The sequence below is a fragment of the Actinoplanes ianthinogenes genome, assembly GCF_018324205.1.
Classification (GTDB): Bacteria; Actinomycetota; Actinomycetes; order Mycobacteriales; family Micromonosporaceae; genus Actinoplanes; species Actinoplanes ianthinogenes.
In genome coordinates this window covers 9,883,627-9,897,806 of the sequence record NZ_AP023356.1, presented here as the reverse complement: position 1 = coordinate 9,897,806, position 14,180 = coordinate 9,883,627, and the positions used below count along the sequence as shown (strand labels likewise).

The 14,180-nt window shown below is 72.2% G+C and carries 12 protein-coding genes and 1 pseudogene; 5 read left to right on the top strand and 8 right to left on the bottom strand.

All coding sequences use genetic code 11. The features are described from left to right. Positions 1-16: 16 nt before the first annotated feature. Positions 17-614: pseudogene (locus tag Aiant_RS45330) on the top strand (transposase family protein); the annotation flags it as partial. Here Aiant_RS45330 and Aiant_RS45325 read toward each other — a convergent pair. Together Aiant_RS45325 and Aiant_RS45320 are read right to left on the bottom strand one after the other, a co-directional pair. After that, positions 528-1,460, bottom strand: a complete 933-nt coding sequence (locus Aiant_RS45325; protein ID WP_189334238.1) for a DUF262 domain-containing protein — start codon at positions 1,458-1,460, stop codon at positions 528-530. The pseudogene Aiant_RS45330 and the gene Aiant_RS45325 sit on opposite strands and share 87 nt — an antisense overlap. A 354-nt stretch (positions 1,461-1,814) precedes the next feature. Next, complete coding sequence (locus Aiant_RS45320) at positions 1,815-2,540, bottom strand: cutinase family protein (RefSeq protein WP_189334239.1); 726 nt, start codon at positions 2,538-2,540, stop codon at positions 1,815-1,817. A gap of 183 nt (positions 2,541-2,723) precedes the next feature. On the opposite strand from Aiant_RS45320, the gene Aiant_RS45315 reads away from it, so the two are divergent. Continuing rightward, positions 2,724-3,140: an iron chaperone gene (locus Aiant_RS45315; RefSeq protein WP_189334240.1), complete on the top strand. Its 417-nt coding sequence runs from the start codon at positions 2,724-2,726 to the stop codon at positions 3,138-3,140. A 66-nt stretch (positions 3,141-3,206) separates the two neighbouring features. Beyond that, positions 3,207-4,028, top strand: coding sequence for an alpha/beta hydrolase family protein (locus Aiant_RS45310; protein ID WP_189334241.1), 822 nt, complete (start codon positions 3,207-3,209; stop codon positions 4,026-4,028). Between the two features lie 14 nt (positions 4,029-4,042). On the opposite strand, the gene hutI is transcribed toward Aiant_RS45310, so the two are convergent. The 5 genes from hutI to hutH are packed head-to-tail and all read right to left on the bottom strand — an operon-like array spanning position 4,043 to position 10,872. Beyond that, positions 4,043-5,197: an imidazolonepropionase gene (gene hutI / locus Aiant_RS45305; protein ID WP_189334242.1), complete on the bottom strand. Its 1,155-nt coding sequence runs from the start codon at positions 5,195-5,197 to the stop codon at positions 4,043-4,045. Next, positions 5,194-6,423: a formimidoylglutamate deiminase gene (locus tag Aiant_RS45300; protein ID WP_189334243.1), complete on the bottom strand. Its 1,230-nt coding sequence runs from the start codon at positions 6,421-6,423 to the stop codon at positions 5,194-5,196. Before Aiant_RS45300 ends, hutI begins: the two co-directional genes overlap by 4 nt. Continuing rightward, a complete protein-coding gene (locus Aiant_RS45295; protein ID WP_189334285.1) occupies positions 6,420-7,619 on the bottom strand; it encodes an allantoate amidohydrolase in 1,200 nt (399 codons plus the stop codon). The genes Aiant_RS45300 and Aiant_RS45295 overlap by 4 nt, the downstream gene beginning before the upstream one ends. An 11-nt stretch (positions 7,620-7,630) precedes the next feature. After that, a complete protein-coding gene (gene hutU, locus Aiant_RS45290) occupies positions 7,631-9,304 on the bottom strand; it encodes a urocanate hydratase (RefSeq protein ID WP_189334244.1) in 1,674 nt (557 codons plus the stop codon). Positions 9,305-9,315: 11 nt separating this feature from the next. Beyond that, the gene (hutH, locus tag Aiant_RS45285) at positions 9,316-10,872 is read right to left on the bottom strand and encodes a histidine ammonia-lyase (RefSeq protein ID WP_189334245.1); all 1,557 of its coding nucleotides are present in this window, start codon (positions 10,870-10,872) and stop codon (positions 9,316-9,318) included. A 77-nt stretch (positions 10,873-10,949) separates the two neighbouring features. On the opposite strand from hutH, the gene Aiant_RS45280 reads away from it, so the two are divergent. Together Aiant_RS45280 and Aiant_RS45275 are read left to right on the top strand one after the other, a co-directional pair. Further along, positions 10,950-11,117: a helix-turn-helix domain-containing protein gene (locus Aiant_RS45280; RefSeq protein ID WP_212846866.1), complete on the top strand. Its 168-nt coding sequence runs from the start codon at positions 10,950-10,952 to the stop codon at positions 11,115-11,117. Between the two features lie 27 nt (positions 11,118-11,144). Next, positions 11,145-11,699: an IclR family transcriptional regulator gene (locus tag Aiant_RS45275; RefSeq protein ID WP_212846864.1), complete on the top strand. Its 555-nt coding sequence runs from the start codon at positions 11,145-11,147 to the stop codon at positions 11,697-11,699. A gap of 1,203 nt (positions 11,700-12,902) precedes the next feature. Here the strand turns inward: Aiant_RS45275 and Aiant_RS45270 are convergent. Next, positions 12,903-14,138 carry an MFS transporter gene (locus Aiant_RS45270; protein WP_189334246.1) on the bottom strand — a complete coding sequence of 412 codons (1,236 nt, stop codon included), beginning with the start codon at positions 14,136-14,138 and terminating at the stop codon, positions 12,903-12,905. Between the last annotated feature and the right edge of the window lie 42 nt (positions 14,139-14,180).

Below are 14,180 nucleotides of genomic sequence, written 5' to 3'. Positions count from 1 at the left end.
CTCACGCTGGTTGCGGGAGATCTCCAGACCAACAGCCTGGCGCTACGTCCGCGAGGCCATCGACCTGCTCTCGGCTACCGCTGACGACCTGAACACCGTCATGAGCAGGGTCGCGGCTGCTGGCCTACGCCATCCTCGACGGCACGCTGATCCCGATCGACCGGGTCGCCGACCAGAAGCCCCACTTCTCCGGCAAACACCGCCGGCTCGGCGTGAACGTGCAGGTCATCGCCGCTCCGGCAGGTCGGCTGATCTGGGCCTCCGCCGCGCTGCCGGGCTCGACCCATGACCTGACCGCGGCCCGCACCCACCAGATCATCGACGCGCTGACCAGCGCGAAAGTAATGACGTTCGCCGACAAGGCCTACCAGGGCGCCCGGGGCAGCATCCGGACCCCGTTCAAACGCCACCGCTACCGGCTCAATCTGTCGGCATGACAGAAGAAGGTGAACCGGGCACACGCCCGGATCCGCGCGATCGGTGAACGCGCCAACGCCACCCTCAAGATCTGGAAAGTCCTGACGAAACTACGCTGCAGTCCGCACCGGGCCACCGCGATCGTGCAGGCCATCCTTGTTCTGCACAAGATCGAGAACCCGCCCTACCCAGGATGAAAATGGCTCATAGATGAGGTCGTCGACGAAGGTGAAGTAGTCCTCGCTGGTCTTCAGGCCGATGCGAGCTTCCGCCCACTTGCGCACCCAGATGTTGAGCGCCTCGTCGATCTCGCGCATGTCGGCGCTGTTCTGCTCGCCCATGGAGGCGTAGTGAGCGATCAGTGCTGCCTTGAGGAACTCCTTCGGCGCGTTGGCGTCCTCCCGGTCGGTCGTCACCCGGGCCAGCATTTTGCGCCAGCGCTCGTTGAGCTCGTCCTGATGAGCGCCGACCTGGGAGATGAGGAAGCTCCTGACGAGGTCGGCGGAGGTGAGACGGGCGCCGCGGTCGTTCATCGACTCGAAGATCTTGAAGCCGCTGGCCTTGTTGGCGGCTTTGATGCCGATGGGCACGGCGTGGTCGAGTAGCCAGAAGACGAAAGGGGCACACGTTTCGGCGGTGAGCTGCTGATCGAGTTTCTCTTTGATCAGGTCGCTGCGGAAGGACATGTTGCGCACCGAGATCGGTGCGCCGGCCTCAAGCTCGAATCGGACACCGTCGTAGAGGCGAGTGAGAAACTCGCGGCGTTCGTCGATGTCGATGCGGAACCGAAGCCTGTTGCCGTGGAACTCTCCAATGACCCTGTTCAGCTTGTCGACGATAGCTGGCTTGTTATACGACTGAGCGATGCGCCGGAGGTGGATGAAGATCAGGTGAAGGGTGGTGAAGCGCTGTTGGCCGTCCACGACAAATCGAACGCCACGCGACTCCTCGACGTAAACGAACGGGCCGAGAAAGAACTGCTCAGGTTCCGCCCGTTGCCAGCGCGGTCGGCCGTCTTGCCAGTAGTCGTCGAAGGCGCTCAAGAGGTCCGTGACCAGCGTCCGAACAGCACCGGGTTCGGCTCGTTGATCAGCGCTCGGGCGATGGTGCGCCAGCGGTGCATGCCACCGGAGAGGTCCTGTACGCGGGCCGTCCGTTTGTCGGTGATCCGGGCGACCTCCAGGAGGCGGTCAGTCCGCTCCTGGATGACCGCCCGGTTCAGTCCGAACGCGCCCGACCCGCTGGTGGCGGCGCTCTACGCAGAGTCGCTGGGGGGTGACTACGACGGGGTCCGGGCCGGAGCTGCGACCGATCTCGGCCATCGCCACTTCGGCGTGGTGATGGAACCCTCGACGAGGTGATTGCCCGGTCGTCGCGGCGAGCGCCGCCTGCTTAGGTCAGCCGCCGATTTTGGACAGGACGAAGGCGCTGGCCGCGCGGTTGTACTTGCGGGTGTAGCTCAGGTGGACCGCGACACTCCGGCCACTGGCGCAGAAGGTGTCCCCGGTGTCGCAGAACGACTGGGTGCGGTCCGCGAAGGCGTCCAGGGCCGCGTCGGCCCCGCGCGGGAACAGACCTTGCGTCCGCGACGTGCCCGCGTTGAAAGGCTTTCCCGGTACGAAGCGCGGGTCACCCATCAGCACCACCGCGACGACCCGGTCGGCGACGTTCTCGCCGATCGCGTCGCTGCGGGTGAACCCGTTGACCCGCCCGGTGCCGGCCAGCACGTCGCCGATCACGTGCGCGCCCTGCGAGTAGCCCATCAGCACGATCTTTGCGTCCGGGCAGCCGGTGGCGGCGTCGGTGAGCTGCCGGGTGAGCGCCCGGGTACCGGCCGCGACGCTCGGTGGGTACGGATTCAGCAGCGCCGGGTAGTCGGTGGCCTCGGTCGTGACGGTCTGCTTGCTGGCCCGGGTGACCGCCGTGGCCAGCGAGCCGATGATGCCGGTGCCGGGCGCCTCGGTGGACGCCCGGGTCACGATGATCCGGACGTCCGGGCACCCGGCCGCGGCGCGGGTTCCCGGGATGGTGGCGGCGAAGCTGTTCTGTACCACGACCAAGGCTCCGACCGTCACCGCGGCGACCGCGCCACCGAGTGCGATCCGCTTCCGTTTGCTGGTCATGAACACCCCTCTCGCTCCATTTGCACTGGTGGTGCAAATACCTGCCCCCGGATACGGCCGCGGAACGCCAGGGGTTCAGTCCGGGCCGCTCCGTAGTGCGTTCCGTGGTGAGCACGGATGTCCCCGTGGTGCCCGCCGGGCGAAGCTGAGGCAGGACATCACGAGGGACAAGGGAGAGCAATCATGAACTTCACCGACGACGAGCGCGCCGCCATGAAGGAGCGGGCCAGCGAGGTGCGGGCCGCCCGCCGCGGGTCCAAGGCCAAGGTGGACCCGGAGGCCGAGCTGCTGGCGAAGATCGCCGAGATGGGTGAGGCGGACCGGGTGCTGGCCGAGCGGCTGCACGCGATCGTGAAGGTGGCCGCGCCGGAATTGACCCCCAAGCTGTGGTACGGCATGCCGGCGTACGCCCGCGACGGCAAGATCGTGTGCTTCTTCCAGCCGGCCGCGAAGTTCAAGTACCGCTACGCCACGCTCGGCTTCAACGACGAGGCGAAGCTCGACGACGGCGAGTTCTGGCCGATCGCGTACGCCCTGACATCCCTGGACGCGGCCGTCGAGGAGCGGGTCACCGACCTGATCCGGCAGGCCGTCCGCTGATCGGCGCGGGAATTCGCCCGTAACGCCGGTTCCGCCGGTTGACAGCCGTCACTACCGTTTCGCGGCGTGCGGGGACTCGGGGTGATGATGGCGGCGGCGCTGCTGCTGGTGGGTGGATGCGGCACCGGGCCCCGGGCGCAGGCCAACCCACCGGCCGCAACCGGTCCCCGGGCGCAGGCCAACCCGCCGGCCGCGACCGGTCCCCGGGTGGTGACCCGGGTCGTGCCGTTCGCCCGCGGCAAGGACCGGCCGTTGCCGACCACGCTGTGGTATCTCAGCGGCCCGGACGGCACCGGGATCGCGGCCGGGCGGCACCCGATCGTGCTGTTCAGCCACGGGCTCGGCGGGCTGCCGGAGCAGTTCGCGCCGCTCGCTACGACCTGGGCGCAGGCCGGCTACGTGGTGGCCGCGCCCGCCTATCCGCACACGAACGGGCACGTCGAGGTGGATGCCGGGGACATCCCGCGGCAGCCGGCGGACGCGGCCCAGGTGCTGAAAAAGCTGGTCGCCGGGGACCTCGCCGAGCACCTGGACGGCCAGCACGTGGCGGCAGTCGGGTTCTCGGCCGGTGGCACGACCACGCTGGGACTGTTCCGTGCGGGGCACTCGCCGGCGCTGCGGGCCGCCGTGTCGGTGGCCGGGCGGCGGCCGGTGACCGGGTTCGCCGGGCCGGCCGCGCCGATCCTGTTCCTGCACGGCGACAAGGACCCGGTGGTCGAGATCGAGGCCGGCCGCGCCGCCTACGACGCGGTCCCGTGGCCGAAGCAGTTCGTCACCGTCCGCGGCGCGGGCCACGGTCAGTACCTCAACCCCGGCGACCCGGACTACCCGGCCACCTCACGGCGCATCCTGGACTTCCTGGAGAAGCAGGTGCCCACCCCGCACTGATCGTGATGCCGGCCTCACGCGGGCAGCCAGGTGGTGGTCCGGCGGCCGCCCTGCCAGACCGCCCTGACCAGCTGGACGCCGGGCCGATAGGCGAGATGCACGAAGGACGGGGCGTCGAGCAGGACCACGTCGGCGCGAGCGCCGGGGGAGAGGTGCCCGACGTCGGTGCGGCGCAGCGCCCGGGCCCCGCCGGCGGTGGCCGCGAGCAGCGCCTCGGCCGGGGTCATCCGCATCTCGCGGACCGCCAGGGCGATGCAGAAAGGCATCGAGCTCGTGTACGACGACCCGGGGTTGCAGTCCGTCGCGATGGCGTAGCCGACCCCCGCGTCCCGCAGCCGGCCGATGTCCGGGAACGGCTGCCGCGTGGAGAACTCGGCGCCCGGCACGAACGTCGCCACCGTCGCCGACCCGGCGAGCGCGTCGACGTCGGCGTCGGACAGGAAGGTGCAGTGGTCGACGCTGGCCGCGCCCAGCTCCACCCCCAGCTGAGCGGCGCCGGACGGGCCGAGCTGGTTGGCGTGCATCCGCACCCCGAGCCCCCGGGACGCCCCGGCCGACAGGATCGTCCGGGCCTGGTCGACGTCGAACGCCCCGCGGTCGCAGAACACGTCGATCCACCGCGCGAGCCCGGCCACCCGGTCCAGCATCTCGCCGGCGACCAGGTCCACGTAGGCGGCCGGCTCGTACTCGGCCGGGACCACGTGCGCGCCCAGGAACGTGGTCTCCGTGGTGAACCGGGCGGCGACGGCCAGGCTGCGGCGTTCGTCCTCGACCGTCAGGCCGTACCCCGACTTGATCTCCATGGTCGTGGTGCCGGACCGCAACGCCTCGTCGAGCAGCCGCCGGGTGTGCGCGGCCAGCTCCTCGTCGGACGCGGCCCGGGTCGCGGCCACCGTCCGCCGGATCCCGCCCGCGGTGTACGGCTGCCCGGACATCCGCGCGTCGAACTCGTCGGCCCGGTCCCCGGCGAACACCAGATGCGAGTGGCTGTCCACGAAACCGGGCACCACGGCCGCACCCCCGGCGTCCACGGTGGTGTCGGCCGCCGGGGCGGACCTGCCCGGCCCGACCCACGCGATCAGGCCGTCGTCGATCACCAGGGCGGCGTCCCGCAGCACGCCCTCCGGTCCGGTGAACAGCTCACCGATGTTCGTGATCAGTTCGCTCACGCGGTCACCTTCGCCTCGATCAGGGAGAACAGCCGGGCCGCCCGGTCCGGGTCCGGCCGGCCGCGCACCACGCCGCCGGTGATCACCGTGCGGACGTCGCTCGCGGTGGCGCTCATGAACAGTTCCGCCGGGTGGGTGCCGAGCGTGCGGATCGAGCCGGCGTCGACCTCGACCAGGTCGAACGCTGAGTCGGCGCCGATCGCCCACAGCTCCGCCGGGCTGAACACGCCGCGCCGCCCGGACGCCAGCCGCGCCCCGCGTTCCAGCAGCCGCAACTCCTCGAACGGGTCCACCGTCACGTTCTGATCCGACCCGATGGTGATCCGGGCCCCGGCGTCGGCCAGCTCCCGGGCCCGGCCGAGCCCGTCCCCGAGGTCCCCCTCGGTCGACGGGCACATCGAGACTGTCACCCCGGCCGTGCCGAGCACGGACACGTCCGCGTCGGTCAGGTGCGTCGCGTGCACCACGGTCGTCCGCGGGGACAGCGCACCGGCCGACTCCAGCAGCCCGGCCGGGGTCAGGCCGGTCGCGGCCAGGCAGTCCGCGTTCTCGGCCGGCTGCTCGGAGAGGTGTACGTGCAGAGGCACGTCGGCGGGCAGCCCGGCCACCGCCTCGCGCAGCTCGTCCGGGGCGACCGCGCGTACCGAATGAAACGCCGCACCCAGCGCGGCCCCGCGCAGCACGGACCGCAGGTCGTGCCAGCGGTCCAGCCAGCGTGACACGCTGCCGTCGCTGAACCGGCGCTGATGCTCCTGCAACGGCAGTCCGAACCCGCCCCGCAGGTAGAGCGTGTCCAGCAGGGTGAGCCGGATGCCGGCCTCGGTGGCGGCCGCGGCCAGCGCCAGCTCCATCTCGTGCCGCGGGTACGGCTGCCCGGACGCGGTGTGGTGCAGGTAGTGGAACTCGCAGACCGACGCGTAGCCGGCCGCCACCATCTCGCCGTAGACCAGCAGCGCGACCTCGAACATCAGGTCGGGGTCGAGGGACTGGGCCACGGCGTACATCCGCCGGCGCCACTCCCAGAAGTCGCCGCCGCCGGCGTTGGTGCGGCCGCGCAGCAGCCGGTGGAAGGCGTGCGAGTGGGTGTTCGCGAACGCCGGGACCACGGTGCCCAGGCGCAGGTCCGCAGGGCTGCCGGGAGCCGCGTCGAGGACGGCGCCGTCCTCCCACAGAACGTTGTCGCGGACCGCGTCGGGCAGCACCAACCGCCGGGCGAAGACCCTCACGTCAGCTCGGCCAAGCAGGCGGCCAGGGCCGTGACGCCCCGGGCGATGTCCGCGTCGCTGGCGGTCTCGGCGGGCGCGTGCGAGACGCCTTCGGGATTGCGTACGAAAAGCATCGCCGAAGGCGCGAAAGCGGCCAGCACCCCCGCGTCGTGGCCCGCGCCGGTCGGAATCCGGGGAATCCCGCCCAGCACGCGATCGAGCCGGTCGGTGAGCGGCCCGTCGAAGGCGACCCGCGACGAGAACGACTCCTCCTGGACCGCAACGGTGCAGCCCTCGGCCGCCGCGGCCGTCGAAGCCACCGCCGAGACCTCGCTGACCAGGTCACGGACCTCCTCGTCGCGCTCGGCGCGGGCGTCCAGCCAGAGCACCACCTCGGAGGCGATCGCGTTGGTGCCGCCCGGGGTGACGCTCAGCCGCCCGACGGTGGCCCGGGCGTGCGCCTGCGGCGGAGCGTCCACCGCCGCCTGCCGGACCGCCTTGATCACGTCCGCCGCGACCACCACCGGGTCCCGCCGCGAGGACAGCTCCGTCGAACCGGCGTGGTCGCCGCGCCCGGTGATCCGCAGCGACCACCGGCCGTGCGCCAGGATCGTCGTCGCCAGCCCGAGCGGCCGGCCCAGTGGTGCGAGCTGCTTGCCCTGCTCGACGTGGAGTTCGACGACCGCGCCGATCCGGGCCAGCCGTTCCGCGTCGGCGCCCACACCGCTCGGGTCCACCCCGTTCCCGGCCAGCACCTCCCGCAGCCGGTGCCCGGCCGAGTCGGTCAGTTCGAGGGCCTTCTCGGCCGGCAGCACACCGGTGAGCAGCCGCGATCCGAGACATGCCACCCCGAACCGGGCGCCCTCCTCCTCGGCGAACACGACGACCGCCACCGACCGGGCCGGCTCGTGGCCTGCCGCGCGCAGCCGGGACACCGCCTCCAGGGCGCTGACCACGCCGAGCGGCCCGTCCAGGGCGCCACCGCCGGGCACCGAGTCGAGGTGGCTGCCGGTGATCACCGCCGGGTACCGCGGGCCGGCGGCCGGGTGCCACCAGGCCCACAGGTTCGCGTTGCCGTCCCGCTCCACCTCGAGGCCGAGGTGCTTGGCCGTGCTGACGAACCAGTCCCGCAGCTCCCGGTCGGCGTCGTCGAACAGGTGCCGGGAGTGGCCGCCGCGGATCGGGTCCCGGCCGATGCCGTCGATCTCGGCCAGCATCGCGGGCGCGGTCACCGCTGCTGCTCCAGCATCGGGATCCGCAGGCCGCGCTCGCGGGCGATCTCGGCCGCGTGCTCGTAGCCGGCGTCGACGTGCCGCATCACGCCGCTGCCGGGGTCGTTGGTCAGCACCCGCTCGATCTTCTGCGCCGCCAGCTCGGTGCCGTCGGCGACGGTGACCTGCCCGGCGTGGATCGAGCGGCCGATGCCCACCCCGCCGCCGTGGTGCAGCGACACCCAGGTCGCCCCGGACGCGGTGTTGAGCAGCGCGTTCAGCAGCGGCCAGTCGGCGATCGCGTCGGAGCCGTCCTTCATCCCCTCCGTCTCGCGATAGGGCGAGGCGACCGATCCGGAATCCAGATGATCGCGGCCGATCACGATCGGGGCGCTCAGCTCGCCGGAGGCCACCATCTCGTTGAACTTCAGCCCGGCCAGGTGCCGCTCCTGGTAACCGAGCCAGCAGATCCGCGCGGGCAGGCCCTCGAAGTGCACCTTCTCGCCGGCCGCCTTGATCCACCGGGCCAGGGGCTCGTTGTCCGGGAACAGCTCCAGGATGGCCTGGTCGGTCTTGGCGATGTCGGCCGGGTCGCCGGAGAGCGCCGCCCAGCGGAACGGGCCGCGGCCCTCCTCGAACTGCGGCCGGATGTACGCCGGCACGAACCCGGGGAACGCGAACGCCCGGTCGTAGCCGCCCAGCTCGGCCTCGGCCCGGATCGAGTTGCCGTAGTCGAAGACCGCGGCGCCCCGGTCCTGGAAGCCGACCATCGCCTCGACGTGCTTGGCCATGCTGGCCCGCGCGGCCTTGGTGAAGCCCTCCGGGTCCTCGGCGGCCCGCTGGTGCCACTCGTCGACGCCGATGCCCTCGGGCAGGTAGCTCAGCGGGTCGTGCGCGCTGGTCTGGTCGGTGACGATGTCGATCGGCGCGTTCTGCTCCAGAAGCTGCGCGAAGACGGTGGCGGCGTTGCCGACCAAGCCGACTGACAACGCCCGCCCCTCGTTCTTGGCGGCTGTTGCGCGGGCCAGGGCCTCGTCGAGGTCGTGGGTCATCTCGTCGAGGTAGCGGTGCTCGACCCGGCGCCGCAGACGGGCCTCGTCGACGTCGACGATCAGCACGGCGCCGCCGTTGAGGGTGACCGCGAGGGGCTGCGCGCCGCCCATCCCGCCGGCGCCGCCGGTCAGCGTGAGCGTGCCTTTCAGGCTGCCGCCGAAGTGCTTGGCCGCGACGGCCGCGAACGTCTCGTAGGTGCCCTGCAGGATGCCCTGCGTGCCGATGTAGATCCACGAGCCGGCGGTCATCTGCCCGTACATGGTCAGGCCGGCCTGCTCCAGGCGGCGGAACTCGGGCCAGTTCGCCCAGTCGCCGACCAGGTTCGAGTTGGCGATCAGCACCCGGGGCGCCCACTCGTGGGTCCGGAAGACGCCCACCGGCTTGCCCGACTGGACCAGCAGCGTCTCGTCGGGCTCCAGGTCACGCAGCGTCGCGACGATCGCGTCGAACGCCGCCCAGCTGCGCGCCGCGCGCCCGGTGCCGCCGTAGACGACCAGGTCGTCGGGGCGCTCGGCGACCTCGGCGTCCAGGTTGTTCATCAGCATCCGCATCGCGGCCTCGGTCTGCCACGACTTGGCGGTGATCTCGGAACCGCGCGGGGCCCGGACCGACCGGGCGCCGAGGGAGAAGTCAACCATGATCGAGCCTCTCAGAGCAGGGGTCCGGCGGCGTCCAGCACCGCACCGGAGCGGACCGCGGCGGCGACCGCCGCGATTTCGGGGGCGAGGAACCGGTCGGTGCCGGGTCCGCTGACGTCGTCGCGGATCAGGCGGACGACCGCGCCGGTGGCCTTGCCGGGCAGCAGCGGGGCGCGCAGGTCGATGCCCCGGGCCGCCGACATGATCTCGATGGCCAGCACCTGGGCCAGGGCGTCCACGGCCTTGCGCAGCTTGCGGGCCGCCGACCAGCCCATCGAGACGTGGTCCTCCTGCATGGCCGAGGACGGGATCGAGTCGACCGAGGCGGGCACCGCGAGGCGCTTGAGCTCGCTGGTGATGCCGGCCGCGGTGTACTGGGCGATCATCAGCCCGGAGTCGACACCGACCTCGTCGGCCAGGAACGGCGGCAGGCCGTGGCTGCGGTTCGGGTCGAGCAGCCGGTCGGTGCGGCGCTCCGACATGCTGGCCACGTCGGCGACCGCGATGGCGAGGAAGTCCAGCACGTACGCCACCGGGGCGCCGTGGAAGTTGCCGTTCGACTCGACCCGCCCGTCGAGCGTGACCACCGGGTTGTCGACGGCCGAGGCCAGCTCCCGCCCGGCGATCAGCCGCGCGTGCTCGATCGTGTCCCGGGCCGCGCCGTGCACCTGCGGGGCGCAGCGCAGCGAGTACGCGTCCTGCACCCGGGTGCACTCCGGCCCCTTGTGGCTGGCGATCAGCGGCGAGTCGTGCAGCAGCGTGCGGAAGTTCGCGGCCGAGGCGGCCTGCCCGAGCTGCGGGCGTAGCGCCTGGAGGTCGGCGGCGAACACCGCGTCGGTGCCGAGCAGCGCCTCCACGCTCATCGCGGCGGCGATGTCCGCGGTCGACAGCAGCCGGTCCAGATCGGCGAGGGCGAGCGCGAGGTGGCCGAGCATGCCGTCGGTGCCGTTGATCAGCGCCAGCCCCTCCTTCTCGGCCAGCACGACCGGGGTGATCCCGGCCTCGGCGAGCGCCTCGCCGCCGTCGACCAGGCGGCCGTCGGCGGTGCGGGCCTCGCCCTCGCCCATCAGCACCAGGGCGCAGTGGGCGAGCGGGGCGAGGTCGCCGGAGCAGCCCAGCGAGCCGTACTCGTGCACGACCGGGGTGATCCCGGCGTTGAGCACCGCGGCGTACGTCTCGGCGACCACGGGGCGGACCCCGGTGCGCCCGGTCAGCAGGGTGGACAGCCGCAGCGTCATCAGCGCCCGGACGACCTCGCGCTCCACCTCGGGCCCGGAGCCGGCCGCGTGCGAGCGGACCAGGCTCTGCTGGAGCTGGGCGCGCCGGTCGGTGCTGATGAACTTGGTGGCGAGCGCGCCGAAGCCGGTGCTGATCCCGTAGTGCGGCTCGGTGTCGTCGGCGAGCGCCTCGATCAGCCGCCGGGTCTCGGCCACCCCGTCCAGGGCCTCTTTATCGATGTCAACGAATGCGTCGTGCCGGGCGATCGCGACCACGTCGGCGAGCGTGGGCGCACCGGCGCCGAGTCGCACGGACGGGGTCCGGCCAGAAGAAGGAGACGTGAAGGCCATGAAGCGATCCCAGCACGTCCGCCGGGAGCGCGGGAGGGCGTGGCGTCACTTGGTGTCCCACATGTGAGACTGTGCTGGTGGGACCTTCTCCGGCCGCGCATCACACCCTGCGGATCCTGGGCTACCTGGCGGCCCAGCGGGGCCCGGTGCCGGCCGCGACCGTCACGGCGGCGCTGGAGCTGCCGCGCTCGACGGTGTACCGGTTGCTGGGCGTCATGGAGCAGCACGGCTTCGTGATCCACTAGCCGGAGCTGGAGCGCTACGGCATCGGGTTGGCGGCATTCGAGCTGAGCTCGGGTTTCGCCCGGCAGGAGCCGCTCGCCCGCCTCGGCGCCCCGGTCCTGGCGTCGCTGGTCGACCGGGTCCGCCAGTCCGCGCACCTGTCCGTGCTGCACGGCCGCGACGTCATCTACCTGGTCGAGGAGCGCGCTCCCGGCCGCCCGCCGCTCGTCACCAACGTCGGCGTCCGCCTGCCCAGCCACATCACCGCCAGCGGCCGCGCCCAGCTGGCCGCCCTCCCGGACGTCCAGCTGCGCGCCCTCTTCCCGAACCGCGCGGCGTTCGCGGGCCGCGTCGAGGCCAGCCCCACCCGCCTGTCCGAGCTGCGCGCCATCCTGATCCGCGAACGCCGGCAGGGATACGCCCTGGAGGACGGGGAGGTCACCGAAGGGCTGGTCTCGGTCGCGGTGGCCATCCGGGACCGGTCCGGCTGGCCCATCGCCGGCATCGCCGTGACATATCCGCAGAGCCCGGCCACCGACCGCGCCCACCTGGTCACCGAGGTCCGTCACCACGCCAACGAACTCGCCCGCCGAATCCGAGGCTGACCGATCCCACACCACCGAAGCCCCCGATTCCGATGCCGCCCGATCCCACACCGCCGGAGCCCCCGTTTCCGAGGCCGCCCGATCCCGCACCGCCGGAGCCCCCGTTTCCGAGGCCGCCCGATCCCGCCCCGCCGACGGGCCGCCGAATTTTCCTGACCCACCCTCCCGCAGCGTCCGCCGGATATTTCCGGCTGGTCTACTTGTTCGTGTAACTCCGGGAGATCAACTTCAAGATCTCTTTTTACGCGCGTCCGCCGGGGTGCGGATCGCATGCTCCCGCGCGGGCCGGAGGCAGCGATCTGGCCGCTGGCGCGTCCAAAGCGATCGCTGCCTCCTTCACTGTCCGCGGGTGGTTCCGGAGATCAACCCCCGGCTGGCGCCCAGCGCCCTATCCCATCCCCGGATAGGGCCACCAGCACCAGCCGGACACTCTCCGGCTGGCGCCCAGCGCCCTATCCGATTCCCGGTTAGGGCCACCAGCACCAGCCGGACGGTGTCGGGCTGGTGCTCAGCGCCCTATCCGAGTCGCGGTTAGGGCTACCAGGGCCAGCCGGGCGGTCTCGGGCTGGTGCTCAGCGCCCTATCCGAGTCGCGGTTAGGGCCACCAGTGCCAGCTGGGCAATCTGGCTGGTGCTCAGCGCCCTATCCGAGTCGCGGATAGGGCTACCAGGGTCAGCCGGACAGTCTCGGGCTGGTGTTCAGCGCCCTATGCCATTCGCGGTTAGGGCTACCAGGACCAGCTGGACGGTGTCCGGCTGGTGCTCAGGGCCCTATCGGGCCACGGGATAGGGCGGTGAGGGCCAGCCCGGTTCTGGGCGTGGGCCAGGGGGGGGAGCTGTGCGGGGCTTGGCGGGCGGCTGTGGACGGTGCTGCGGTGTGGATGACGCGGGGCCGGGGACGCGCCCGCGAACCTGGCCCGTCGCCTGCGGCTGGCGACTGCGTGGGGGCTGGGCGGTGGCTGGGATGGTGCGGCTGGCGGCTGGCGGCTGGCGGCTGGCGGCTGGTGGCTGGGGGCTGGGGGCTGGGGACTTCGGGGTGCTGAGACGGGTTGGGGTGCCGGGGGACGGGGGGTCGGTGACCAGCCGCGGGCATTGAAGGGGGCGGAGATTGGTTTGGACGCGTCAGCGGCCAGATCTCCGCGCCCGGCCCGCGCGGGAGCATGCGATCCGCACCCCGGCGGACCTGCGTAAATGATGATTTTGGTTAGCGGGTGATGGGCTCTGGGGCTGGGGAGGAGGTTGAGGGCGACGACGGCTTGGGTGGGCGGCGGTCGAGGGAGAAGCTCGCGGCGGCCAGGGCCAGGCCGAGGGTGCCGAGGAGGATGCCTACCCAGGCGGGGGCTCGGTAGCCGAGGCCGGCGGCGATCACCGCTCCGCCCAGGGCGGCGCCCAGGCTGTTGGCGATGTTCATGGCGGACTGGTTCACGGCGGCGCCCATCAGCTGGGCTCCAGGCGCTACGGCGATCAGGCGCGACTGGAGGGCGGGGCCCAGGAACAGGCTGGTGGCGCCGATCAGGAAGGCCCCGGTGAACAGGCCGATCGGGGTGGTGGCGGCCAGGCCGAAGTAGGCGACGGCGGTGATCAGGGCGGCGAAGCCGAGGAGGGTGGCGCGGCGCAGGTTGCGGTCGGCATACCAGCCGCCGAGGGCGTTGCCCGCCGTCATGCCCAGGCCGACGGCGACCAGGACCCACGGGACGGTGGCGGCGGAGAGGCCGGTGACCTCGGTGGTGACCGGGGCGATGTAGCTGTTGACCGCGAAGAAGCCGGCGAACCCGATCGCGCCGGTGGCGGCGACCAGCCAGACCTGGCCGCGGCGCAGGGAACGCAGTTCGGCGGCGGGGGAGCCGCCGGCGGCGGGCGCGTCCGGGACGGTGGCGGCGACCGCGAGCAGGGCGAGGGCGAAGACGGCGGCGATGACCAGGTAGGCGACGCGCCAGCCGGCGGCCTGGCCGAGGCGGGTGATCGCCGGGACGCCGACCACGTTGGAGATGGTCAGGCCGCTGAGGACGGCGGCGAACCCGCGGCCCTCGCTGCCCGGGCCCATCAGGGAGGCGGCGAGCAGGCCGGCCGCGCCGAAATAGGCTCCGTGCGGCAGGCCGGCGACGAAGCGGGCCAGCAGGACCAGGCCGAAGTCCGGCGCCAGGGCGGAGGCGACGGTGCCGGCCACGAAGAGCACAAGCAGGCCGAGGACCAGGCGTTTGCGGGGCATCCGGGCGGTCAGCGCGGCGATCAGCGGGGCGCCGGCGACGACACCGAGGGCGTAGACGGTGACCATCCAGCCGGCGTGGGCGAGGGCGTCGGACCGGGCACTGGCGTATTCGTCGCCGAGCAGGTCGGCGGCGATCTGGGGGAGCAGGCCGGCCGGCACGAACTCGGTGAGGCCGATCGCGACCGCGCCGAGGGCCAGCGCGAGCAGCGCCGGCCAGCGTTTCTGGTTCATGCGGCGGACTTTAGCAACGCTGTTTCGTTAGTAGTAGTGTGA

Excerpts from the sequence above, each read along its gene's own strand:
- Aiant_RS45320 (WP_189334239.1), bottom strand. The coding sequence starts at position 2,540 with ATGACCAGCAAACGGAAGCGGATCGCACTCGGTGGCGCGGTCGCCGCG.
- Aiant_RS45270 (WP_189334246.1), bottom strand. The coding sequence starts at position 14,138 with ATGAACCAGAAACGCTGGCCGGCGCTGCTCGCGCTGGCCCTCGGCGCG.
- Aiant_RS45295 (WP_189334285.1), bottom strand. The coding sequence starts at position 7,619 with ATGCTGGCCGAGATCGACGGCATCGGCCGGGACCCGATCCGCGGCGGC.
- hutH (WP_189334245.1), bottom strand. The coding sequence starts at position 10,872 with ATGGCCTTCACGTCTCCTTCTTCTGGCCGGACCCCGTCCGTGCGACTC.
- hutU (WP_189334244.1), bottom strand. The coding sequence starts at position 9,304 with ATGGTTGACTTCTCCCTCGGCGCCCGGTCGGTCCGGGCCCCGCGCGGT.
- Aiant_RS45315 (WP_189334240.1), top strand. The coding sequence starts at position 2,724 with ATGAACTTCACCGACGACGAGCGCGCCGCCATGAAGGAGCGGGCCAGC.